The sequence below is a fragment of the Vibrio sp. B1Z05 genome (assembly GCF_052955985.1).
Genome location: NZ_CP130463.1, coordinates 721,887 through 745,119 on the forward strand (window position 1 = coordinate 721,887; position 23,233 = coordinate 745,119).

Below are 23,233 nucleotides of genomic sequence, written 5' to 3' on the forward strand. Positions count from 1 at the left end.
CTTTGCCGCTTAACACGCCTTTTTCTCATCAATCCCCACTTTGTTATTGGAGCGAATGCTCTGATAACAAAGCTACTGCAACTTCAACTTCAACTGCAACTTTAACGTCAACTTCAAGGCCAACTCTAACAACAGCGGTAAATGGCTGTGCTCTAGAATGTAATGATGGGCGCTATTCATGGTCAGAATTGACGAGTTATGTCACTAGTGTACGACAGCAATTGTCAGCGATGGGGTTAGGTGATAATGATGTGCTCATGTTGGTGACTGCGCACAGCTCATTGCAAAGTATTATCGTGTATCTTGCGGCACTAGAGGCCGGAATAGTGGTTTCGATAGTGCCTCTATTACCTGAATCTGAGCTTGTGAAGCGCCAAGCATTACTCGGTTGTTCACATTGTTATTTATGCCCAAGTGTGGAGCCAGAATTAACGGGTTCAATTGATACTATCTATTTAGAATTTACAACTTCTGACTATAGCTCAGAGGATTGTTCATCCTCTCATTCACATTTTTCAGTGTCGAATATCGCGAGTCTAATTTTTACATCAGGCTCAACGGGCGACCCCAAGGCAGTTGCGCACAGCGTGACAAATCATTTGGCTTCTGCCATTGGGTTACAGCAGCAATTTAGTTTTGATGCTTCTAGCACTTGGCTTTTGTCATTACCGCTGTTTCATGTTTCAGGTTTAGCGATAGTGTGGCGTTGGCTACTCTGTGGCTGTTGCCTGCGCTTAAAACAGGGCAAGGGATTAAACTTGCAAGGGGTAAGCCATACTTCGATGGTGCCAACCCAACTGCAACACGCATTACAACAAATAGAAGAAGGAACACTGCAAACGCCTTTAACATTACAACGGGTGTTGTTGGGGGGCGCTATTATTCCTCATCCGTTGGCAAATGCGGCGCGCAAGTATGGCATCGATACTTGGGCGGGATACGGGTTGACCGAAATGGCATCCACAGTGACGGCTAAAAGAGTGGATGAGGCGGATAGTGCAGGGCAAGTACTGGCTAAGCGTGCGATAAAAATTGACAATCAAACCATCTTAGTTGCGGGTGAGACCTTAGCGGTTGGCTATTGGCAGAAAGGAATATTATCGCCGTTAGCAATGCATGATGGCTGGTTTGATACTAAAGATCTTGGTCGTTGGCAAAATGATGAACTGGTCATTATGGGGCGAGCGGATAACCTGTTTATTTCTGGCGGTGAGAATATCCACTGTGAAGAAATTGAGCGGGTACTAATCAAACATTCATCGATTATGCAGGCATTTATTGTACCTGTTGTTGACCCAACATTTGGCCATAGACCAGTGGCGCTATTGACATTGTCGCAAGGCGCACTTAACGGCGAGTTAAAGCGAGAGCTCAACGAGCTTTGCTTATCCCATCTACAAAAATTCAAATGTCCTATCGATTACCTACCGATACCGAGCACCTTATTAAATCAAGGAATTAAGGTTTCTCGAGCTAAACTCAAAAACTGGTTATCAGAGCAACACATCGAACGTTTCTAGCGCATCTATTATAACGAAAATTCACAGTTTCAATTTTTATAGAATCATTTAGTTATGATATAGAGCAAAACGGTTTTTCTCAAAGCACAACGATAGCGTCATAATCCTAGCCAATGAACAGGGTAATTAATTTACCAATTAATATAACGGAATGGACTATGTATTTTCTTTGGGCGTTGGTTGCAGCATGTTTAGGCGTAGCGATAGCGGATCATGGCTTGCTAGGATCAATTGCGCAGGCGCTGGGTTTTGCGTTAGTGGTGGGAATAGCATTTAACCAAAGTGGTAAGTCGGTAAAGAAAAGCAGTGACTGGCTACTGTCGAGAGTAAAGCCAAGTCACTATGATAAGGTGTTATAGGAAATAAGCGGTCTATTTGCCTATCAATGTAGAAGCCACAATAAAGTCCCGACAGAAATTGTTAACCATAAGCCGACACCAAATAATAAGGGTTTAACCCCAGCCTCTTTCACTTGCTCTAATGAAATAGCAGAACCAATCAAAAATAAACAAGCCACCAAGGTTTGTTTTGCCACCGAAAAGGTCATGTGATAAAACGCATCAAATTGTGGCAATAAATCACTAATAACCACTGCCGCAATATATAAGAAGATAAAAGTCGGTACTTTTATTTTGTGTTCTTTTCCTCTACCAAAATACCAAGCACTGCCAATGGTTACAGGAATAATCCACAAAGCACGAGCCAGTTTCAGTGTGGTTGCAGTACGCAGTGCTTCTTCACCGTAAGCACTGGCAGCGCCTACCACTGATGATGTATCGTGAATCGCAATTGCCGCCCAAACCCCAAAAGTGTGCTGATCTAAATTTAAAGCATGCCCAATCACCGGAAAGACAAACAGCGCAATGGAGTTAAGAATAAAGACAGTAGCAAGCGCTAAACCCGTTTGATTGGCGTTAGCATTAATAGCAGGCGATACGGCTGCGATGGCGCTTCCGCCACAAATAGCGGTGCCACTTGAAATGAGATAACCGGTTTTCTTATCTATGCCCAGTTTAATCGCTACCCATGTACCGAGCAGTAAGGTAACGAAAATCGTGGTCATGATCAGACCTATGCCACTGGACGTTGCTTTAAAGGCTTCTGCTAGAGAGATGCCAAAGCCTAAACCGATAATAGAATAGCTCAGTAATTTTTTGGTCCATTTTGCGATAGGTAAGTGAGTAGGCACTAATCCTAGTTGAGACAAAATTAAACCTAAAATTAATGCAGATGGAGACTGCAATAAAGGTGTAAAGCAAAGGACGAGCACAATAAAAAATGGGATGTGCTTTTTAGTAAATAACGACATAGGATTAGTAATCTTTAAATTTGCGCTTATGATAACTATCTCAAGCTAAATACACATAATTAATGTAGGGTTTAGCACTGATTGTTCTATTGAAAACACTGTATATGCTATCTGGTGATTAAAAAGAGTGTGATGCAGTGCTAGATTGCAATAAACTTTAACAACTCTATGTGCAAACTCTGTTCATTTATTCGATGCTAATAGGTAGTATTGCACTGACTCATAAAAATCAAAGAGAGATTATGAAACGCATTTTTTCGATTATGGCTGTATTGCTAGTATCAGTAGCTATGGTGTATGCACCTGTTACTGAAGCAAAGCGATTTGGTGGTGGTAAATCTTTTGGTAAGAGCTTTAAAACGGCTCCGGCACCGAAAGCAAAACCAACAAACACTAATTCTTTAAACAATAAAGGCACGCAAAATCCAACTAGAAAAGGCGGATTAATGGGCGGTCTTATGGGAGGCTTACTTGCGGGTGGTCTGCTAGCGGCGTTTTTTGGCGGGGCGTTTGAAGGTATCCAGTTTATGGATATTCTTATTATCGGTTTGATTGCGTTTTTTGCCTTTAAATTCTTGCGCGGTATGCTGGGAGCAAAAGCAGGCAGTATGAATCAGCAGCGTCCTGCGTATTCAAATGGCCCTCAAGCAAGCAATACTCAATTTAGACAGCAAGAGTCACAATCGTTTACTGAGCCAACATCAGGCGCAGCTGCGTCAAATACTGGCTTTGGTAGCTCTGCACATTCAGATGTGCCACATAACTATCCACCGGGTTTCGACCATGCCGCTTTCGTTAACGGTTCACGTGAACATTACCGTATTTTGCAAGGCGCATGGAATCACAATGAGTTAGAAACGATTCGTGAATACGTATCGACAAGCTTGTTTGATGATCTACAATCGGAGCGTGCTTCACTACAAGGTGAACAGCATACTGACGTTATGTATGTAGACGCTGAAATTGTACGTGCCGATTACGACGCGAGCAAAGCGCAACTTAGCTTACAGTTTACGGGTCGCTACCGTGACACAGTAGAAAATGTAGAAGAAGACATCAGCGATATCTGGCACCTTGAGCGCGATCTTACTCAGCCAAATGCACCTTGGTTGATCGTAGGTATTCAAGTGTAATCTCTTTTGCAAAGCAAATATGAATGTAAGGTCGGAACTGAGTTCCGGCCTTTTTTTTGCTTGCTCGATAACTTTGATTGATATGAATAATTAGAATTCAATAAACAGAAATGCTTATCAGCACGTATACTTTATTGCACTCAGTGGGCAGAGGAATAGCGATGTTTTCCTTCGCACATATTTAAAAAAAGTAAGAGGTACAAAGTATATGAACATTATCCTATTTTTGTTGATCGGTGCGGTTGCAGGTTGGTTAGCCGGTAACTTTATGAAAGGCGGTGGCTTTGGCGTGGTTGGCAATATTGTGGTTGGTGTTTTAGGTGCTGTCGTTGGTGGAACGGTATTTAACGCTATTGGCTTAGCCGCAGGTGGCATTATTGGTTCTTTGGTTGTGTCGACTGTTGGCGCAATACTGCTACTGTACATTGTTGGCTTTATTAAGAGACTTTAATCCCCATATATCAATTATTACGATTGGTATTTCGCGTCTTCTAGTGAGCGTATATTGTTTAGTGTAAATGACGTACTATATGCTCACTTATCTTGATATAGACCCTTATGACTAACATCCCAATCAAACAAATCTCTGAAAAACAGGTGAACGAACCTGAAGTGGCGTGCAGTACTTGCTGCGCCAGTTGTTGCCGTTTAGAGGTGATGATCATTACCGATACGGGAGTTCCAGAAGAGCATATTGCTACCGATAAATGGGGCGGGGAAACCATGTTACGTCTAGAGGACGGGTGGTGCTCAGCGGTAGATAGAGACACTATGTTGTGCACTATTTATGAAAATCGTCCTTGGATCTGTCGAGAGTTTGAAATGGGTTCTTATGAGTGTCGTAACGAATGGGAGACTCGTAATTAGACGTTATTGACGCTCTTATAATTTGCTTAGCGCAACAGACAAAAAAAGGCCGGTATTTAAAAATACCGGCCTTTGTTATTTTAGTCAGTGAGCAACGATTATTGAGTTGCTTGAATTGCTGTTAGAGCAACTGTGTAAACGATATCGTCTACTAGTGCACCACGAGACAAGTCATTTACAGGTTTGCGCATGCCTTGCAGCATTGGACCGATAGATACTAGGTCTGCTGAACGCTGTACCGCTTTGTAAGTTGTGTTACCAGTGTTTAGGTCTGGGAATACAAATACAGTTGCTTTACCTGCTACAGGAGAGTTAGGTGCTTTAGAAGCTGCTACGTTCTCCATGATTGCTGCGTCGTACTGTAGAGGACCGTCGATCACTAGATCAGGACGTTTCTCTTGAGCAAGTTTAGTTGCTTCACGTACTTTATCTACGTCTGCACCTTTACCTGACTCACCAGTAGAGTAAGAAATCATTGCAACGCGAGGGTCGATGCCGAATGCCGCTGCAGAATCTGCAGATTGGATAGCGATTTCAGCCAATTGCTCTGCTGTTGGATCTGGGTTGATTGCACAGTCACCGTATACCAATACTTGATCAGGCAGAAGCATGAAGAAGATTGAAGAAACGATAGATGCATCAGGTGCAGTCTTGATGATTTGGAACGGAGGAACGATAGTGTTTGCTGTGGTGTGAACCGCACCAGAAACAAGACCGTCAACTTCGCCATTCTCAAGCATCATAGTACCTAGGAATACTGAATCTTGTAGCTTCTCACGAGCAACAACTTCAGTCATGCCTTTCTTAGAGCGAAGTTCTACAAGACGAGCAACGTAGTTTTCACGTACTGCATCAGAATCGATGATTTCAACGCCGGCGCCTAGCTCAACACCTTGTTGTGCTGCAACGCGACGGATTTCGTCAGGGTTACCAAGAAGTACACAGTTAGCGATACCGCGCTCAGCACAGATAGCCGCAGCTTTAACTGTACGTGGCTCATCACCTTCTGGAAGAACGATACGCTTGTTAGCACGACGAGCAAATTCAGTTAGTTGGTAACGGAACGCTGGTGGGCTTAGACGACGAGATGCAACAACACCTTCAGTTAGAGTATCAATCCAAGGACCATCGATGTGGCTTGCAACGTGTTCGTTAACGAACTCGATACGCTCTTTATCATCTGCTGGTACTTCAACGCTGAAGCTTTGAAGGTTTAGAGATGTCTGCCAAGTATTACCTTGTGCTTTGAAGATAGGTAGACCTGAGTCAAATGCTGGCTGACATAGACCACGAATTTCTTCAGGGATGTCGTAACCGCCAGTCAATAGGATTGCACCGATTTCAACGCCGTTCATTGATGCAAGAGCGGCTGCTACGATTACATCTGGACGGTCTGCTGAAGTTACAAGCAGTGAACCTGGTTTGAAGTGCTCAATCATGTTTGGTAGAGAGCGTGCACAGAAAGTGATGCTCTTAATACGACGGCTAGAGATTTCGCCTTCGTTGATGATATCAGCGTTTAGGTGTTTAGCCATATCGATAGCACGAGTAGCGATAAGCTCTACACTCCAAGGCACACAACCTAGTACGCGTACTGGGCTAGTGTTGAAGATTTCCATTGACTGGATATTCGCTTGTTGAGCTGCATCAGAATCATCAAAGATTTCAGATAGGTCAGGGCGAGTACGGCCAGCTTCATCCACAGGAGCGTTAAGTTTGTTGATGATAACGCCTGAGATGTTTTTGTTTTTCTTGCCACCGAAGTTAGATACTGCAACTTCGATACGCTCTTTAAGTTGAGATGGGTTGTAAGTGCCTGGAGTAGCAACGAACACGATCTCAGCGCCAAGAGTTTTAGCAATTTCTTCGTTCACTTGGTTAGCAAACGGGTGCTTACGAGTAGGAACAAGACCTTCAATCAGGGTCACATCTGCGTCGTTAATTTGGTTGAAACGCTCAACGATTGTTTCTAGCAAAACGTCAGTTTGCTCGTTACGGATAAGCGATTGCGCTTCGTCCATTGGCGTTGGAGTACCAATCTTAATATCATTGTTTGATTTAAGAATAGTAGATGTTAGATCTGGTTGGTTGCCGCCTGTACGTGGCTGAGCGATAGGCTTGTAAAACGAAACGTTTACACCTTTGCGCTCCATGGCACGAATAACGCCCATGCTAACACTAGTAAGACCAACACCGGCGCTAATTGGGACAAGCATAATGGTACGAGACATAGTCTGAAGACCTCGAAATGTATGAAAAAGTCTCAGCTGGGGGAGCAGCTGAACCAAAACTAAACAGGTGAGGAAATCCTCACCTGTTTAAAGTAATTAAAGACCAGCTAAACGTGCTGTGTCTTCTGCAATAACTAACTCTTCGTTAGTAGAGATAACCATTGCTGGGATACGGCTGCTAGCAGCAGTGATAGTACCTTCGCCGCCGAAACGTGCTTTAAGGTTAGCTTCACCATCTACTTCGATGCCGAATACGCCAAGACGATTTAGAACCATCTCACGAATAGGAGCAGAGTTTTCACCGATACCACCGGTGAATACGATAGCGTCTAGACGACCTTCTAGTGTTGCTGTGTAACCTGCAACGTATTTCGCTAGACGGTGACAGAATACGTCCATCGCACGAGTCGCTTCTTCTTTCTTACCGTAGTTGTCTTCAACAAAACGACAATCAGAAGTCACTTCTGTTAGACCTTGTAGGCCAGACTCTTTAGTTAGCATAGTGTTGATTTGATCCACTGTGTAACCTAGAGAGTCGTGTAGGTGGAAGATGATAGCTGGGTCGATGTCACCACAACGAGTACCCATTACTAGACCTTCTAGAGGAGTAAGACCCATAGAAGTATCTACACACTTACCGTTTTTAATTGCACAAACAGAAGCACCGTTACCTAAGTGACAGTTGATGATGTTTAGTTCGCTTTCTGGCTTACCTAGTTGCTCAGCTGTTTCACGAGCGATAAATAGGTGAGAAGTACCGTGCATGCCGTAACGACGGATGCTGTGCTCTTTGTATAGGCTGTATGGAAGAGCGTATAGGTACGCTTCTTCAGGCATTGTTTGGTGGAAAGCAGTATCAAATACAGCTGACATTGGTAGAGCAGGGAATGCTTTTTGCGCTGCTTTAATACCAACGATAGCGGCAGGGTTGTGAAGAGGAGCTAGTGCTGCACAGTCTTCAATACCTTTAACTACGTCATCAGTAATCAATGCTGATTCAGTGAATTTTTCACCGCCGTGAACAACACGGTGGCCAACAGCACCAAGCTGCTCTGATAGTTCAGGTTTAGAAGCTAGGATAGTGTCTACGATAAAAGTTAAAGCTTCATCGTGAGCTGCACCATTACCTAGTGCTGCTTCGTGTTTGCCGTCCAATTTCCACTTAATACGTGCTTCAGGAAGGTGCAGGCACTCTGCAAGACCAGTAAGATGCTCTTCACCGTTGTCCGCGTCAACGATGGCGAATTTAAGAGAAGAACTACCGCAGTTTAAAACTAAAACTAGCTTTGACATGTTTGTTTCCTGTATTTCATCTGATTTCTTCAGAAAGAATGAATTTAGTCATTATGAGTAGTCACATATTCGATGTAGGATGCTACTCAGTTTCAATTGCAACAATTTCCCTTTGTTGACCGTATTACCTTTCAGGATACGTTTTCAATCCTTGCTAACTGGCCTCTCTCTCGCCTAATATGTAGTTAAAGGCGAAGCTATAGATGAGACGCTGACAAGGATAGCGATAATAGGCAAATATAACAAAAAAAATTGAAATTACTTTATCATTTATCAATTTTTTATGTTTATTTTTTAATTTTTAAAATAATTTTTAGCGATTTAGTCATGGTTGGAAAGATTGGAATGTTTCATAGATTGAGAGATGGGCAGATGTACATGGATCTGTGGCCGATGAGAAAAGAACTCTCGCCTATGTTCCCAGAGCATCGCGTAATTACGGCGACTCGATTTGGTATTCGAGTGATGCCTGCAGTTGCGGCTATCAGCGTATTAACTCAATTTACTTTTCATAATGGATCCGGCTTACCGCAAGCTATTGTGGTGGCACTGTTTGCGATTAGTTTACCTATTCAAGGCTTTTGGTGGTTAGGCACGCGTTCAAACACACTTTTGCCGCCGAGTTTAGCCAATTGGTATCGTGAAATTCATCAAAAAATCTTAGATTCTGGCACCTTGCTTGAACCGCCTAAAGCTAAGCCTCGCTATAAAGAGCTCGCACAACTGTTAAATAGAGCCTTTAGACAGTTAGACAAAACCGTTCTAGAACGCTGGTTTTAATTCCTTTTACTCCTCGCTCCTACCATTTTGTTAAATGAACGTAATCCCTCGAGGTTACGTTCAATGATTTCCCTCGCACTAAATCTTTAATCTGCCGTTACATCCCCTTTTGTGACATTTATTTAACATCCTGATGAGTGCGAGAGATAAATCACATTCTTTACTTTTATTTTACATCTCATACTGGTAATAATGGATCTCTAGAGTTTTAAGTGAAACCAGTTTCACTTTTTAGTCTGTCATGGAATTGAATGATGGATATGACTTAAGTACAGAAATGGATGTCAAACTCAGCTTTGTTTGCTGAATCAAGGAGTGAATATGAAAGTAAATAAGATGATTGTTACCGCCTGTCTGGTGGGTGCAACCTTGCTATCAAGTGCCAGTGTCATGGCAAAAACAGCCAAAGTAGCCGTATCGCAAATTGTTGAGCACCCAGCTTTGGATGCCACGCGTCAAGGTCTGCTGGACGGTCTAAAAGCAAAAGGCTACGAAGAAGGTAAAAATCTAGAGTTTGATTATAAAACCGCGCAAGGTAACCCTGCGATTGCGGTGCAAATAGCGCGCCAGTTTGTCGGTGAAAACCCAGATGTATTAGTGGGTATTGCAACGCCAACGGCGCAAGCTTTGGTGTCTGCCACTCGTGATATTCCAGTGGTGTTTACGGCAGTGACTGACCCTGTTGGCGCAAAACTGGTTTCTCAGTTAGAAAAGCCGGGCAAAAACGTAACGGGTTTATCTGACTTATCGCCTGTCGCTCAGCACGTCGATCTGATTAAAGAAATTCTACCAAACGCCAAAACCATTGGTGTGGTGTACAACCCAGGTGAAGCCAACGCGGTGAGCCTTGTTGAGCTATTAAAAGTGGCAGCCAAAGAAAAAGGCTTAATGGTGGTTGAGTCTACAGCGCTAAAAAGTGCGGATGTACTCTCGGCAACTCAAGCTATCGTGTCTAAGGCTGATGTGATTTACGCACCTACCGACAATACCGTAGCCAGTGCTATAGAAGGCATGTTAGTTGCGGCAAATCAGGCGAAGAAACCGGTATTTGGCGGCGCAACTTCCTATGTGAAAAAAGGCGCAATTGCTAGCCTAGGGTTTGACTACTACCAAGTCGGCGTGCAAACTGCAGATTATGTAGCGGCTATTTTAGACGGTAAGCAACCGGGTTCTCTGGACGTTAAAATCGCTCAAGGTTCTGATCTGGCCATTAGTGAAACGGCGGCGAAAAAGCTTGGCATTACTATCCCTCAATCTGTCGTGGCACGTGCGACCGAAGTTAATTAAATAAATGGGCCAGCCTTAATCGGCTGGCTTTTAGTTTTACGGTATGTATTTGTAAGAACATTTATTTTTGGTATTTGGCAGAGGAGTATGTATGTCTGCTTTTGCATTTTTTGGGGCGCTAGAGTTGGGCTTAGTCTATGGCCTTGTCGCACTGGGCGTTTACCTGACTTTCCGCGTTTTAGATTTCCCTGATCTGAGTGTTGATGGCTCTTTTCCAATGGGAGCTGCGGTGGCGGCAACCGCTATTGTTGCTGGAGTAAACCCTTGGCTAGCAACCGGTATGGCCATTGTTGCGGGCGGTGTTACTGGGTGGGTGACGGCTTTTCTAGCGGTGCGTTGCGGTATTTTACACTTGCTGGCGTCCATTCTTACTATGATTGCCGCTTTCTCTATTAATATCCGCATTATGGGCAGACCTAACATCGCTTTGCTCGGTGAAGAGACTATTTTGACGCCATTTGAGAGCGTTGGTGACCCTATGCTAGTGCGCCCTATAGTAGTGGGCATCTTAGTATTGCTAGCGGCGTTTTTTATTGTGCGTTTACTCAATAGTGATTTTGGGCTTGGATTACGAGCAACTGGCGTAAATGCGCGTATGGTGCGAGCTCAAGGTGGAAGCACTTCGTTTTATACTTATTTTGGTTTGGCATTATCCAATGGTTTGGTTGGCTTTGCCGGCGCTTTGTTTGCGCAAACCAATAGCTTTGCTGATGTGACATCCGGCGTAGGTACCATAGTCGTAGGTTTAGCAGCGGTAATCTTAGGGCAAACATTAATCCCTGGACGTAAAATCTGGGTGGCAGTGGCGGCGGTAATTGTTGGCTCTGTGCTATATCGATTGGCGGTGGCGTTTGCGTTAAGTTCAGGAATGTTTGGTCTGCAAGCGTCCGATCTGAACTTAGTGACTGCTATTTTGGTGGCAGTGGCATTAATTGCTCCTAAGATGAAAGCCAAATACAAAGCTAAGCAACAACTTCAACAAGCACGCAGTGATAAGGAAGTGGCATGATTGAGTTAAAAAATATTCAGGTCACTTTTAATCCGGGCACTATCTTAGAAAATAGAGCTCTGCGCGGCGTGGATCTTGTGGTGCCAGAACATGAGTTTTTGACCGTAATTGGCTCTAATGGGGCCGGTAAATCAACCCTTTTGGGAGCGGTGACGGGGGAGACACCTATGGTTGGCGGTAGCGTTATTATCGACAACCTTGATGTCACTCGTCGCAGTGTCGATCAAAGAGCCAGTTTATGTGCGCGCGTGTTTCAAGACCCTTTAGCTGGCACTTGTGGCGATCTGACTATCGAAGAAAATATGGCATTGGCGTATCGCCGTGGGCATCGTCGAGGTTGGAATTTAGCGCTGTCGAGTAAACGCCGAAAACTCTTTCAAGATCGCATCGCCATTTTGGGCTTAGGTTTAGAGGACAGGCTTGGTGATAGCATTGGGCTACTTTCAGGCGGTCAAAGGCAGGCAGTGAGCTTGGTTATGGCAACTCTATCGGACAGTAAACTGCTACTGCTTGATGAGCATACTGCCGCGCTTGATCCGCGCATGGCGGCATTTGTGATTGATTTGACTAAGACGGTAGTCAAAGAGTTTAATCTCACCGCAATGATGGTGACGCACTCAATGAAGGACGCTTTAGCCTGTGGCGATCGCACTGTGATGTTGCACCAAGGAGAGATAGTCTTGGATGTGGCAGGAGAGCAACGAGCAAATATGGGAGTGCCTGACTTGCTTGAAATGTTTAGTAAGGTTCGAGGTGAAGAGCTTTCAGATGATGGCTTACTGCTTAGTTAACCCATTGCCTAGTAAACCCATTGCTTAGGTAACCAATAATTCGTCTTTACATCGCTACAAAGCGTGATCTTACTTATATATGCAGTGGGTCACGCTTTTTTATCGACGAATAATTCTCTAACTTTGTGGGCAATTGGTTCCGTTTCGGAGTTCGTATGCAAAGCCCATTTCTTTTCCATCCTCAATCCGGCTGTCACCTCAAGTTTGATGGCACTCATTTAACCGCTACTTTGTATGTTGAACCATTTAATGATGTTCAACAGATCGTGGTTAGGCATGAGCCTGATAACGAGCAGGCTTATGTCCCTATGTTTCAAATAAAAGAAACGTTATTGGGGCGACTTCAAGTATGGCAAGCTCGCTTCCCGATCAATGAAGACAGAGATGTTACTCACTACGTATTTAAGGTTCAAACTCGCACAGCGCAATATTGGCTTGATGCTAGAGGGGTTTCTAAGCGAATTCCAGCAAAGGAATACCATTTCAAATTTAATGCCCGTCATCGTCCGGCGCCGTGGGTACAAAGCCAAGTGTTCTATCAAGTGTTTCCTGACCGATTTTGCAATGGTAACCCTAAAATAGGGGTGGAGAGTGGTGAGTACAGCATTAAAGATGGCACTATTCCAACCATTAAATCGGATTGGGGTGATGCTATTGAAAATAACGATTCAATGTCAGTGCAGTTTTTCAATGGCGATATAGCAGGGATCCATTCCAAGCTCGATTACTTACAAGATTTAGGCGTGACCACTTTGTATCTTAATCCTGTATTTAGCTCCTTGAGCAATCATAAGTACGACACGACGGATTATTTTAATGTCGATCCACATATTGGTAATAACGAAGAACTTGCAGAGTTATGCCAAGAGGTGCATCGCCGTGGCATGCGCATCGTGTTAGATGCGGTATTTAATCATACGTCTGCGGAACATCCTTGGTTTGATAAGCGTGGTAAAGGGGAGTGCGGGGCTTACCATAACCTAGATTCGAAATATCGTGAGTATTATTTTTTTGATGGTCAGTCGCATGCTTACGAAGCATGGAATGGCGTCCAAAACCTGCCAGTTTTGAATTTTGAACATCCTGAAGTACGCGACTATATCTATGATTCTGACTCCGCGGTGATCAAGCATTGGTTACGTCCACCGTACAGTATTGATGGTTGGCGATTTGATGTGATTCATATGCTAGGAGAGGGCAAGGGTGCTTACCACAATGCACACTATGTGCAGGCATTTCGCAGCGCAACTAAACAAGAGAACCAAGAGGCATTGGTTCTTGGTGAACACTTCTTTGAAGCAACATCATGGCTGCAAGGAGATCAAGAAGACGGTGCAATGAATTACTATGGGTTTGCCCATCCAGTACGTGCGTTTTTTGTTAATCAAGATATCGCTTATGATCCTATCTCTTTGACCAGTGGCGAATTTCAACAGTGGCTATTAGAAGCGAAAGCTAAGCTTCCTTGGCACAATCAATTGGCGCAGTTAAATCAATTAGATAGCCATGATACGGCACGTTTTATCACTTTGTTGAAAGGTAATGAAGATAAAATGCGCCAAGCCGCCTTATTCTTGATGGCTTATATCGGTGTTCCTTGTCTCTACTATGGAACGGAAGTCGGTCTTGAAGGTGAAAACGATCCTGATAATCGACGTTGCTTTCCATGGGAGCGTGTTGAAAGCTCTCAATGGGTACCGTTCTTTAAGCAGATGTTGGCTTTAAGACACCAATATAAAGCGTTGCAAAGTGGAGACTTGCTGTTTTTTGAAAGTCGAGATGAGCAAATAGCTTTTGCACGATGTTATGGCGAAGAACGCCTATTGGCTGTGTTCAATACGGGTGATAAAACCGGTGAGATTCGAGTGCCTGTGTGGCAATTAGGCATAGAGAAGGGGGGGGCCAAAAGCGTACTTTCTCATCAAAAAACACGAATAGAAAAGGGCGAATTGGTTCTTTCTCTTACAAGCCGAGGCTGCGATTTGCTCAAGTTATAATTGACGATGTGACAGAATAAAAACGACCTTTAATCGCAATGAATAAAGGTCGTAAGATGATTGTCATACTGCTGGCTAAGAAACCTAGTAGTTAAGAAACCTAGTAGTTAAGAAACCTAGTGGTGAAGAAATCTAGGCGCTGATGAGTAATTCTTGTTGATAACGCTGGATATAATCCACGATAGGTTCAGCGGTATTGAACTTGCGAATATTGTGAAATAACTCTTTTGCTTCAGGGTATTGCTGACGCAGGTACGAGAACCATTGTTTAACACGATTTGGGTAATAGAGCCCTTTATCGCCTTTCATTTCGTATTCAGAGTATTTCAATAGTAAAGCGACTACTTCCACCCATGGCATGACCGCATGGTTGTGTTTGACTACATTACCAAGGTTGGGCACATTGAAAGAGCCACGACAGACCATCAAAGAGTCAATGCCCGTGGTTTCTTGGCAACGTTGACCATCGGCGTAGTTCCAAATTTCACCATTGGCAATTAATGGCATTTTGGTGTGTTGGCGAATTTTTTGTAAATAGTCCCAACGAATTTGGTCGGCTTTATAACCGCCTACTTTAGTACGAGCATGAATGGTGAGTTCACTGGCGCCGGCATTTTCAACAGCGTCCACAATTTCAAAGCAATCATCAGGGTTTTCCCAACCCAGACGAATTTTTGCGGTCACTGGGATCTCACTGGGCACTGCGGCTCGACAAGCATTGATGATTTGATACATCAGCTCAGGCTCTTTTAATAAAACCGCGCCACCTTTACTTTTATTGACCAAACGAGCCGGACAACCAAAATTAAGGTCGATACCCGCCGCACCTAGGTTATAGGCCTTAAAGGCATTTTCCGCCATCCACTGTGGATGCTGACCTAAAAGTTGCAGATGCACGGGCGTGCCCGATTTAGTTTTTGAGCCTTGCAGCAGTTCAGGGCACAGCTTGTAGAAGGAGCGATCCGGTAACACTTGGTCGCTGACACGAACGAATTCGGTGACACATAAGTCAAAGTCGTTGATATCAGTAAGGATTTCTCGCATTAGATGATCGAGAACACCCTCCATAGGGCCAAGTACAAGACGCATTATTGATTCTACCTTTGTGTGCAAGAGGCGGGATTTTAGTGGGTTTTGAGTAAAATGTCACCGACAAATATAGCGAACCGGCAGTAGTGTAGAAGCTGAAGTCATTTTCACTCATACTATAGAAAAATTAGTAGAGTACATTTTATGAGTGATTTAATTAATCTCCCACCACAGATACAAGAAAGTCGCTATTTTTGGGAAGGGGCAATACTGGCCGCAAACCTGACTGTCAAACCTTTAGAGCCGGAAGCATGGGCACAGGAATTGTGTGGCGAGGGATTTATTGAGGCAAGACCGACGATTGTTGAACACATCAATGCTCAGTATGCGCACTTAAAAGCCAATCAATATTCAGCACTTGAGCTGACCGAAAACAATACAGAGCATTTAGCGGACTTAGCAGAAGGTTTTCTGTCTGTTTGGCCTATTGTTGAGCAAGAGTGGCAACCTCTTGAACTGAACGACGGCACAGCCAGAATGTTATCGGCATTGCTGACCACCTTGTCATTGCTGGTGGACGAAGAGCAAACGCATGCGCAGATGAAGCAAGCAGGCTATACTGACCTTCCACAACGAGCTGATTTACAACCGCAACTGGATTTAATGATCAATGAAGTCGCACAAGCGGCCGATGAGTTGATGGTGGGTAACAAAAGCCAAACGCTAAACCCTTATAAAGACGTAGGGCGCAATGACATTTGTCCTTGTGGCAGTGGAAAAAAGTTTAAAAAATGTTGTGGCGCTTAATGGTGGGAAGAGATTCGGGTAATATCATTGATTGAGTTTCGGTAATGGTTATGAGGTTTCCCATATCCATTACCGATATCCGTATTATCTATATGCCGAGTTAGTAGCTTTGAAGTTCGTTAAGAATTTGCACTAAATCTGGGTTATCTTTCTTGAATTTATCGTAAACGCTAGAGACTTTGCCTTGAAACGCAGCAACGTCAACGTTCACAATTTCACCACCATTTTTGGTGATTTCACCTTTTGCGTAATCAGAGTATTCATCCCACGCTTTATCTTGAACCGCTAAGGTTTCTTTGGCTATTTGGCGAATTGTTGCCTGGTCTTCTTTAGAAAGGCCGTTCCAAATTTCACTAGAAACCACAAGTAAGTCAGGGATCATTGTGTGCTGATCTAAAGTATAATATTTGGCAACTTCATACTGACGAGTTGAGAAGTATGTTGGAATATTATTTTCTGCGCCGTCCACTACACCTTGTTGTAATGCTGAGTAAACTTCACCAGATGAGATAGGTACAGGACTCACTCCAAGTGCTTTCATTGTATCGATATCGATAGGAGAGTTTTGCACACGGATTTTTAAGCCCTTAAGATCTTCTGGTTTAGTTATTTTTGTTTTGGTATAAAAGCCGCGAGAGCCACTAGACAAAAAAGCTAAACCAATAAATCCATCTTTTTCTGATGATTGCAGGATCTCTTGCCCAACTGGGCCGCGTAAAATGCGTTTTGAGTCGGCTTCATCTTTATATAAGTAAGGCAAAGACAACACTTTATACTCAGGCGAAAATGATGCGGCTAAACCACCACCCACTTTAGCAAATGCTAAGGTGCCATTTTGAACCATCTGCAAAGTAGACTCTTTATTCCCTAGTGTTAGGTTTGGGTAGACTTTAACTCGCATACTTGTTCGTTTTGTCACTTCTTTAGCAAACCAACTTAATGATTTATGTACTGGGTGATCCAGTGGCATAGCGTGAGCCAGTTTCTGCGTTCTGGCGGATGCATTAAACGACATGGATAACAACACTAATCCAGCGCATGATAATAAGGTACTTAATTTTATTATTTTCATTTTACTTTCCTAATTAAATTTAAAGGTTTAATAACCAGCTAGTCGAGGAAGCCACATAGTTAAATTTGGAAACGCGGTAACTATGATTAAGGCTAAGATGATCAGACAATATATAGGTAATAGTTTTGGTACAACATCACCTATTTTTCTATTAGAAACACTACATCCAACAAATAAAGCTGTTCCAACTGGTGGAGTACAAATACCAATAGATAAGTTAAATACCATCATGATACCGAAGTGAATAGGATCCATACCTAAATGAATACCAATAGGTAAAAGAATTGGTGTGAATATCAATATAGCAGGAGACATATCCATAAATGTGCCTACAACTAAAAATATAATATTCATTGAAATTAAAATTATGATTGGGTTGTCAGACAGATTAAGAATAAAGTCAGCGATATATTGAGGAATATCAGCATTTGACATTGCCCAAGACATAGAGCTAGACGTTGCTATCATTAATAAAACAATAGAAGTAATAATGACACTGTCGATCACGATAGGTGTTAATTTCTTGAATTTTAGTTCTTTGTATATGAAACCAAGAACCAAACTATATACAACAGCAATTGCGGATGCTTCTGTTGCAGTGAAAATACCACCAACAATGCCACCCATGATTAAAACAACCATGAACAAGCTAGGAATTGCTTCTAAAATCACTTTATGTGCGCTTTTAGTCGATGTTACTTTATCTTGTGGAACATTGTACTTTTTACCGAACAGTAGTACCCCAGCCATTACCGCTAGACCCATTAGTATCCCAGGGAAATAACCCGCTAAGAATAAGTACTGAACAGAGGTGCCACTTACCAATGCATATAAGATCAATACATTTGAAGGTGGGATCAGCAAGCCTGAAGGACAAGAAGCAATGTTGACAGCGGTAGAAAAATCTTTTGGGTATTTTTTTTCATTTTGTAACTCACCCATAAGGCCACCTACAGCCGCAGCGGACGCTGTAGCAGAGCCAGATAGAGAGCCGAACATCATATTAGCAATTACGTTAACATGACATAGCGCGCCGGGTAGACGACCACCAAGTAGCATAGCAAAATTAATAAGTCTTTTAGCTATGCCTCCTGAATTCATGAGATTCCCTGCAAATATAAAAAAGGGCAGAGCTAATAGTCCAAAATTATCTAGCCCTCCTAGCAACTGTTGCGAAGCTAAGCTAGCAGATTTCTCTATTGGAAAATCAATGAATATTGTCAATAAAGAGGCTAAACCAATACCAAATGCTATTGGCATTCCTATGACAAGAAAAACAAATAAAGAAGCAAATAAAACTATAATCGGTAGTAGATCATAAATAGCATCGGGCATTACAGCAAGATAATGGTCTGTGAAAATTAAATTTAGCAGTGTCATAACTAATTACCCATTCTTTGACTATACATATCATGTGATAGTTTCATAATGTCGTTTACAGCAAATAGATTTATTAGTACACCAGCGATAGGAGCAACTAAATAAATATATCCCATTGGTAGATTTGAACCAAATACACTTAATGTTGGAGATACTTGATTATATTGAAGAGTTCTCATTACGACGCTAGAGCCGCCATAGATTAAAACTAAGCTTGAAAATACAATAACCATTAGGCTGATCATAATCGTTAACAAGTTTTTGTTTTTTACTTTGGTAATCAATAACTCGATAGCAAGGTGGCGCTTTAACGAATAAGTATATGCTCCCCCTAGGATACCAATCCAAATTAATAGGTATCTAGATAGTTCATCGGTAAAGGTTGATGGAGAATTTGTGAAAAAACGAGTGAACACCTGCCAAACAACAGTTGCTACTATTAACCACATTAAAACTACTAGGAGCCTACCTAGTATCTTTGTTATTTTATCAATGATGTATGAAAATAAAGACACCCACATATTCCTTTTGATAATTTACAGGTTAATTCAATATTTATCGCCATATAGTTACAGCGTATTGTCCAATGGAGAATTTGTTACAAAATGCTTCCAATGAGCTTATGTTATGCGTAACACTGTTGCGAGAAAAGCTTATTTTGTGAAAAGTGAGGCACAAGTCATGAAATTTATATAGATATTGAAATGTATTGCTTAGTCTATTTTTTAATTACGAAAGCAGCTAAATAGATATATTATTTATATGTTTAAAAATAATATGAAATCAGTCGGATAATACATGGTTATCTTCTGCTATATATGAAATTATTAATTCCACATATATACTTTTAAAATTATTAACTTTTATTTTTAGAGTATTTACTCAAATGCATTGTTTACGTCTTTAATTTCTTTTTAGAGGGGTAGAACGGATTTATTACAGTGTGTCTGGAGGTAAGGTGTTGATTTTATTGGTTTTTTTCGCGCGATTAGCATAGGATGTGGTGAGGAGATAGATTATCTGACTTAATGATTATTGGTTGGAAATTAAGCCAGATATGACATGATAAACGGTGGTTTTTATTTTACAGCACCGACGGTCAGCATTAGATTTGCAAAGCGACGAGTCTCACCTGTAGCAATAACTAATAAAGTGTTTGGTGATTTAGCTGTCGAATAAAAATCTTCTCTTTCCTGAAACTTCATCTCTGTTCCTTGCGGAAGAATACGGACATATTCAGAGTGGATAGTGTTATCAAAATCATCAGGCCATGCCATCATGGATGTAGATTCAACATTAATTAATTGAATAACGCCGTTGAGCACATCGGTAGCATTTAGCATATCTGGTGCAAAATTTAGATATATAATTTCAGATCTCGGGTTTGAATTTATTACGAATGAATGATTGCTATCAGCAATTAGAATTTGAGTTTTGTGTCCACATCTCGCGAGTATAGACAGTAACTCAGGATGGATGATGCTCGATTTTATCATAGAGAGATTCCTAAAAAATGGCGCAGATAATAGCTGCGCCATTTGCTTTAAATTACATGCGGTATACGCCACCATTAATGTCTAGCGTAGCGCCAGAAACAAAACCGTTATACTCAGAAGCCAAATAGGTGATTGCTTTCGCAACATCTTCTGATGTACCAGCGCGACCTAGAGGAATACCACGAACAGTCTCTTCTGCAGATTCTTTTGTTGTGTGTTGGTCGTGGAAGCGCGTACCTAAAATAAGGCCAGGAGCAACGGCATTCACACGAATACCAAATTCACCAAGTTCAGCCGCAAGTGAACGAGTCCAAGTAAGAACAGCACCTTTGGTCATAGAGTAAGTCAATGAACCTGAGTGACCACCAGAACGACCTGCAAGGGAGGCTAGGTTTACGATACTAGCGCCTTCGGTGTTTTCTTTTAAGTAAGGAAGAGCGGATTGAGTCACGTTTTTCATGGTGGTCATGTTTACGTCAAACACGGTTTGCCAGTAGTCAGATTCGATTTCACCAAGCCATTTGCGCGCAATAATGCCACCCACATTGTTGATAACAATATCGATACCACCAAGAAATTTAGCCGCTTCATTAACACAAGCAATAGTGTCATCTTCATTGATGAGGTTGGCAAATCCAAAACTGGCTCTTTGTCCACGAGATTCAGCGAGTTTAACTAACGCTTCAACGCCTTCAGTACCACTAAAGTAATGAGCAAAAACGTCACATCCAGACTCAATCAGTGCTTTGGCTGTTTCATAACCAATCCCTTGCTCAGCACCTGTAATGAACACTTTCTTGTTTTTTAAACTTCCCATTTTAGATCCTTAATAGAGTTATTCGCGGTATTAGATACCTGCAAGTTAAAGGGCTAACTCTAACTTGCTGTAAACCGGTCCCAATATGCGCTTTAAAAGAAGAGCAACTAATACCAATCGTACTAAATAACTGGTCATTCTAGCTTGTTAAAATACTCGATAACGGCGTTAGAATTTTTGATTGTAGAATAACTACTTATCGAAAAATTCTGCCTTGTTCTCGAGCATTTTTCCTGCGCTAGTTCTGATCACTTACTTAGTGTGATTGGTATAACTAGTGCTCTTTTCTTTTTGTTTAGTCATAGGTTCGCGTGATTAGCTATTTCTATGATTTATATGGTTCTTTTTGCTTATTTTGGTTTTGAAGTTACTTGATGTTATCGGTAACTATTTGCGCCTAGTATAAATAATCAACGACATAATACAAACACTCATTGTAAAAACGTGAGCATGATCAAAGTACTAAAGTAAAGTATCAATAAACATTAGCTTACATTTTATGGGTATTTCCTATGACTAACGCTATGTTTTTGGGAAATAAGAAAGGGTTTAACTCGATCTTTTCTTGAATTTCACAACCCAATGAGTTGGATTATTTTTAGTTATGTATCCATTAATATTGTGCGTTGCCTCTACTATTGTAGAGTTAACTTAAACTACTTTTTATGTTACTGTAACAACAGTTTTTTATGTAGGCATTAGATAATGAGTGACAATAAGCGGAAGCCTCGAGCGACACTACAAGATATTGCAGATCGTGTAGGCGTGACCAAAATGACGGTGAGTCGTTTTATGCGTAATGAAGAATCAGTATCAGTAAAGACCCGAGCCAGAATCAAGAAAGTGGCCGAAGAACTGGGGTATATTCACAACCGTGCCCCAGCTTTGTTATCGAAGTCTTCCAGTCGGTCGATTGGCGTATTGCTTCCTTCATTATCTAACCAAGTATTTGCAAAGGTCGCTCAGGGTATTGAATCAGTGACAAACAGACGTGGCTATGAGGTGTTATTAGGGCACTATAGCTATGAAAGTGAAATCGAAGAAAGAAAAATAGCGACACTGTTATCTTATCAAGTTGATGGCTTAATTTTGACGGGTACAAGTCATACTAAAAAGACATTGAAGATGCTAGAAACTGCAGGTGTTCCAGTGGTTGAAGCGATGGAACTCCCTGAATCACCTATTAACATTGCCGTTGGGCTTGATCATAGAATGGCAGCTTATGATGCAGTTAACTTGATGATAAATAAGGGCAAAAATAATATTGCTTACTTTGGTGCTCGACTAGACAGCCGTACTAAGTTGCGTATGGAAGGTTATGATGAGGCCATGGTTGAAGCGGGTCTTGAAAAAAATCATTTCTTAACGTCAAGTCGTTCTAGCTTTACGATTGCGCGTGATCTATTAACTCGAGCTTTAGATGATTGTCAGTATCTTGATGGCATATTTTGTACCAATGATGATATTGCAATTGGTGCTATTTTAGCTTGCCATGAGATGGGAATTGCCGTTCCAGAACAAATCAGTGTTGTTGGCTATAATGCCTTTGATATTGGTCAAGCTATTACCCCAAAATTAACCAGTGTGTATACACCAAGGTATGAAATTGGTGAGCTCTCCGCTGAACTATTGCTAAATGCAATCGAAGGTAAAGAGCCTGAAAAACGTGTTCACGATCTCGGATATACCATCACTAATGGTAAGAGTTCCTAATATCCTATGAGTGATTTTGCCCCGTAAATTGTGCTCGAAATCACTCTTTTCACCTCAAAGCCTCACTTCTTCCCTATAATATATTCACAAATAACAAAGTTACATGTACCATGTTACCCATAACATAAATAATGTTACCGATAACACTTAATATTGCTTATTGAGTCCATGACCAAAAGCTTACTGAAGAGGTTTAAATGGAAGGTAAAAGCATTGTAATTATGGGCGTTTCCGGCTCAGGTAAATCAACCATTGGTGAGCTTCTTGCTGCTAGATTGTCAGCCAAGTTTATTGATGGCGATGATCTACATCCAAAATCCAACGTTATCAAAATGTCCTCAGGAATCCCACTCAACGATGATGATCGTACTCCATGGTTAGAAAGAATTAACGACGCTATTTTTAGCATTTACTCTAAAAATGAAAGCTGTGTCTTTGTTTGTTCTGCATTAAAGAAAAATTATCGTGATGCGATTCGTTGTGGAAATGAGAAAGTACGATTTATTTTTTTAGATGGTTCTCAAGAGTTAGTCCTTAAACGAATTCGTATGCGAAATAGTCATTTCATGAAATCTGACATGCTAGCCAGTCAATTTGCCATTTTGGAACAACCAGTGGATGAGGATGACGTAATTACTATTGATATCTCTATGTCGATAGAGGAGATGTTAGATGATATTTGTATTCGCTTAGGGGTATAGA

At 41.8% G+C, this 23,233-nt stretch carries 22 protein-coding genes; 13 read left to right on the forward strand and 9 right to left on the reverse strand.

Annotated features, from left to right (window positions below; all coding sequences use genetic code 11):
- Positions 1 to 2 precede the first annotated feature (2 nt).
- Both menE and QV280_RS03480 read left to right on the forward strand, forming a co-directional pair.
- Complete coding sequence (gene menE, locus QV280_RS03475) at positions 3 to 1,520, forward strand: o-succinylbenzoate--CoA ligase (RefSeq protein ID WP_152821623.1); 1,518 nt, start codon at positions 3 to 5, stop codon at positions 1,518 to 1,520.
- A gap of 158 nt (positions 1,521 to 1,678) precedes the next feature.
- Positions 1,679 to 1,879 (forward strand): hypothetical protein, encoded by a 201-nt coding sequence (locus QV280_RS03480; RefSeq protein WP_152821625.1) that lies wholly within the window; start codon positions 1,679 to 1,681, stop codon positions 1,877 to 1,879.
- Positions 1,880 to 1,902: 23 nt separating this feature from the next.
- On the opposite strand, the gene QV280_RS03485 is transcribed toward QV280_RS03480, so the two are convergent.
- On the reverse strand, positions 1,903 to 2,829 hold the full coding sequence (locus QV280_RS03485; RefSeq protein WP_152821628.1) for a YeiH family protein: 927 nt from the start codon (positions 2,827 to 2,829) through the stop codon (positions 1,903 to 1,905).
- Between the two features lie 242 nt (positions 2,830 to 3,071).
- Between QV280_RS03485 and QV280_RS03490 the strand changes: the two genes are divergently transcribed.
- The 3 genes from QV280_RS03490 (at position 3,072) to QV280_RS03500 (ending at position 4,829) form a co-directional block, all read left to right on the forward strand.
- A complete protein-coding gene (locus QV280_RS03490; RefSeq protein ID WP_023402912.1) occupies positions 3,072 to 3,962 on the forward strand; it encodes a Tim44 domain-containing protein in 891 nt (296 codons plus the stop codon).
- A gap of 208 nt (positions 3,963 to 4,170) precedes the next feature.
- Positions 4,171 to 4,413, forward strand: a complete 243-nt coding sequence (locus QV280_RS03495) for a GlsB/YeaQ/YmgE family stress response membrane protein (protein WP_023402911.1) — start codon at positions 4,171 to 4,173, stop codon at positions 4,411 to 4,413.
- Positions 4,414 to 4,520: 107 nt separating this feature from the next.
- Complete coding sequence (locus QV280_RS03500; protein WP_152821630.1) at positions 4,521 to 4,829, forward strand: YkgJ family cysteine cluster protein; 309 nt, start codon at positions 4,521 to 4,523, stop codon at positions 4,827 to 4,829.
- Positions 4,830 to 4,927: 98 nt separating this feature from the next.
- Here the strand turns inward: QV280_RS03500 and pta are convergent, their stop codons facing one another.
- Together pta and QV280_RS03510 are read right to left on the reverse strand one after the other, a co-directional pair.
- Entirely contained in the window at positions 4,928 to 7,060 is a 2,133-nt protein-coding gene (gene pta / locus QV280_RS03505; protein WP_152821632.1) for a phosphate acetyltransferase, read from the reverse strand.
- 96 nt (positions 7,061 to 7,156) lie between these two features.
- The gene (locus QV280_RS03510) at positions 7,157 to 8,353 is read right to left on the reverse strand and encodes an acetate kinase (protein WP_152821635.1); all 1,197 of its coding nucleotides are present in this window, start codon (positions 8,351 to 8,353) and stop codon (positions 7,157 to 7,159) included.
- A gap of 327 nt (positions 8,354 to 8,680) precedes the next feature.
- Here QV280_RS03510 and yfbV point away from each other — a divergent pair, with 327 nt between their 5' ends.
- From yfbV to malZ, 5 genes are all read left to right on the forward strand, one after another.
- Positions 8,681 to 9,133 (forward strand): terminus macrodomain insulation protein YfbV, encoded by a 453-nt coding sequence (gene yfbV, locus QV280_RS03515; protein WP_039970079.1) that lies wholly within the window; start codon positions 8,681 to 8,683, stop codon positions 9,131 to 9,133.
- Between the two features lie 321 nt (positions 9,134 to 9,454).
- Positions 9,455 to 10,420 (forward strand): ABC transporter substrate-binding protein, encoded by a 966-nt coding sequence (locus QV280_RS03520; RefSeq protein WP_152821637.1) that lies wholly within the window; start codon positions 9,455 to 9,457, stop codon positions 10,418 to 10,420.
- A 91-nt stretch (positions 10,421 to 10,511) separates the two neighbouring features.
- Positions 10,512 to 11,429, forward strand: coding sequence for an ABC transporter permease (locus tag QV280_RS03525; RefSeq protein ID WP_023402905.1), 918 nt, complete (start codon positions 10,512 to 10,514; stop codon positions 11,427 to 11,429).
- Positions 11,426 to 12,220: an ABC transporter ATP-binding protein gene (locus QV280_RS03530; RefSeq protein ID WP_152821639.1), complete on the forward strand. Its 795-nt coding sequence runs from the start codon at positions 11,426 to 11,428 to the stop codon at positions 12,218 to 12,220. The genes QV280_RS03525 and QV280_RS03530 overlap by 4 nt, the downstream gene beginning before the upstream one ends.
- Positions 12,221 to 12,375: 155 nt before the next feature.
- On the forward strand, positions 12,376 to 14,217 hold the full coding sequence (gene malZ / locus QV280_RS03535) for a maltodextrin glucosidase (protein WP_152821641.1): 1,842 nt from the start codon (positions 12,376 to 12,378) through the stop codon (positions 14,215 to 14,217).
- Between the two features lie 132 nt (positions 14,218 to 14,349).
- On the opposite strand, the gene dusC is transcribed toward malZ, so the two are convergent.
- Positions 14,350 to 15,306 carry a tRNA dihydrouridine(16) synthase DusC gene (gene dusC, locus QV280_RS03540; RefSeq protein WP_023402902.1) on the reverse strand — a complete coding sequence of 319 codons (957 nt, stop codon included), beginning with the start codon at positions 15,304 to 15,306 and terminating at the stop codon, positions 14,350 to 14,352.
- A 144-nt stretch (positions 15,307 to 15,450) separates the two neighbouring features.
- Between dusC and QV280_RS03545 the strand changes: the two genes are divergently transcribed.
- A complete protein-coding gene (locus QV280_RS03545) occupies positions 15,451 to 16,053 on the forward strand; it encodes a YecA family protein (RefSeq protein ID WP_152821644.1) in 603 nt (200 codons plus the stop codon).
- A 100-nt stretch (positions 16,054 to 16,153) separates the two neighbouring features.
- Here the strand turns inward: QV280_RS03545 and QV280_RS03550 are convergent, their stop codons facing one another.
- From QV280_RS03550 to QV280_RS03570, 5 genes are all read right to left on the reverse strand, one after another.
- The gene (locus QV280_RS03550) at positions 16,154 to 17,125 is read right to left on the reverse strand and encodes a TRAP transporter substrate-binding protein (protein WP_152821647.1); all 972 of its coding nucleotides are present in this window, start codon (positions 17,123 to 17,125) and stop codon (positions 16,154 to 16,156) included.
- A 27-nt stretch (positions 17,126 to 17,152) separates the two neighbouring features.
- Positions 17,153 to 18,460, reverse strand: a complete 1,308-nt coding sequence (locus tag QV280_RS03555) for a TRAP transporter large permease (RefSeq protein ID WP_039970077.1) — start codon at positions 18,458 to 18,460, stop codon at positions 17,153 to 17,155.
- Between the two features lie 47 nt (positions 18,461 to 18,507).
- Positions 18,508 to 19,020 carry a TRAP transporter small permease gene (locus QV280_RS03560; protein ID WP_373277879.1) on the reverse strand — a complete coding sequence of 171 codons (513 nt, stop codon included), beginning with the start codon at positions 19,018 to 19,020 and terminating at the stop codon, positions 18,508 to 18,510.
- A 564-nt stretch (positions 19,021 to 19,584) separates the two neighbouring features.
- On the reverse strand, positions 19,585 to 20,076 hold the full coding sequence (locus QV280_RS03565) for an RbsD/FucU family protein (protein ID WP_367869608.1): 492 nt from the start codon (positions 20,074 to 20,076) through the stop codon (positions 19,585 to 19,587).
- Entirely contained in the window at positions 20,054 to 20,818 is a 765-nt protein-coding gene (locus QV280_RS03570) for an SDR family NAD(P)-dependent oxidoreductase (protein WP_023402896.1), read from the reverse strand. Before QV280_RS03570 ends, QV280_RS03565 begins: the two co-directional genes overlap by 23 nt.
- 705 nt (positions 20,819 to 21,523) lie before the next feature.
- Here QV280_RS03570 and QV280_RS03575 point away from each other — a divergent pair.
- Complete coding sequence (locus QV280_RS03575) at positions 21,524 to 22,531, forward strand: substrate-binding domain-containing protein (RefSeq protein ID WP_152821652.1); 1,008 nt, start codon at positions 21,524 to 21,526, stop codon at positions 22,529 to 22,531.
- 197 nt (positions 22,532 to 22,728) lie between these two features.
- Positions 22,729 to 23,232, forward strand: a complete 504-nt coding sequence (locus QV280_RS03580; protein WP_023402894.1) for a gluconokinase — start codon at positions 22,729 to 22,731, stop codon at positions 23,230 to 23,232.
- The last annotated feature ends 1 nt before the right edge of the window (position 23,233 follow it).

Excerpts from the sequence above, each read along its gene's own strand:
- QV280_RS03480 (WP_152821625.1), top strand. The coding sequence starts at position 1,679 with ATGTATTTTCTTTGGGCGTTGGTTGCAGCATGTTTAGGCGTAGCGATA.
- QV280_RS03485 (WP_152821628.1), bottom strand. The coding sequence starts at position 2,829 with ATGTCGTTATTTACTAAAAAGCACATCCCATTTTTTATTGTGCTCGTC.
- QV280_RS03490 (WP_023402912.1), top strand. The coding sequence starts at position 3,072 with ATGAAACGCATTTTTTCGATTATGGCTGTATTGCTAGTATCAGTAGCT.
- QV280_RS03495 (WP_023402911.1), top strand. The coding sequence starts at position 4,171 with ATGAACATTATCCTATTTTTGTTGATCGGTGCGGTTGCAGGTTGGTTA.
- QV280_RS03500 (WP_152821630.1), top strand. The coding sequence starts at position 4,521 with ATGACTAACATCCCAATCAAACAAATCTCTGAAAAACAGGTGAACGAA.
- pta (WP_152821632.1), bottom strand. The coding sequence starts at position 7,060 with ATGTCTCGTACCATTATGCTTGTCCCAATTAGCGCCGGTGTTGGTCTT.
- QV280_RS03510 (WP_152821635.1), bottom strand. The coding sequence starts at position 8,353 with ATGTCAAAGCTAGTTTTAGTTTTAAACTGCGGTAGTTCTTCTCTTAAA.
- yfbV (WP_039970079.1), top strand. The coding sequence starts at position 8,681 with ATGGTTGGAAAGATTGGAATGTTTCATAGATTGAGAGATGGGCAGATG.
- QV280_RS03520 (WP_152821637.1), top strand. The coding sequence starts at position 9,455 with ATGAAAGTAAATAAGATGATTGTTACCGCCTGTCTGGTGGGTGCAACC.
- QV280_RS03525 (WP_023402905.1), top strand. The coding sequence starts at position 10,512 with ATGTCTGCTTTTGCATTTTTTGGGGCGCTAGAGTTGGGCTTAGTCTAT.
- QV280_RS03530 (WP_152821639.1), top strand. The coding sequence starts at position 11,426 with ATGATTGAGTTAAAAAATATTCAGGTCACTTTTAATCCGGGCACTATC.
- malZ (WP_152821641.1), top strand. The coding sequence starts at position 12,376 with ATGCAAAGCCCATTTCTTTTCCATCCTCAATCCGGCTGTCACCTCAAG.
- dusC (WP_023402902.1), bottom strand. The coding sequence starts at position 15,306 with ATGCGTCTTGTACTTGGCCCTATGGAGGGTGTTCTCGATCATCTAATG.
- QV280_RS03545 (WP_152821644.1), top strand. The coding sequence starts at position 15,451 with ATGAGTGATTTAATTAATCTCCCACCACAGATACAAGAAAGTCGCTAT.
- QV280_RS03550 (WP_152821647.1), bottom strand. The coding sequence starts at position 17,125 with ATGAAAATAATAAAATTAAGTACCTTATTATCATGCGCTGGATTAGTG.
- QV280_RS03555 (WP_039970077.1), bottom strand. The coding sequence starts at position 18,460 with ATGCCCGATGCTATTTATGATCTACTACCGATTATAGTTTTATTTGCT.
- QV280_RS03565 (WP_367869608.1), bottom strand. The coding sequence starts at position 20,076 with ATGGTGGCGTATACCGCATGTAATTTAAAGCAAATGGCGCAGCTATTA.
- QV280_RS03570 (WP_023402896.1), bottom strand. The coding sequence starts at position 20,818 with ATGGGAAGTTTAAAAAACAAGAAAGTGTTCATTACAGGTGCTGAGCAA.
- QV280_RS03575 (WP_152821652.1), top strand. The coding sequence starts at position 21,524 with ATGAGTGACAATAAGCGGAAGCCTCGAGCGACACTACAAGATATTGCA.
- QV280_RS03580 (WP_023402894.1), top strand. The coding sequence starts at position 22,729 with ATGGAAGGTAAAAGCATTGTAATTATGGGCGTTTCCGGCTCAGGTAAA.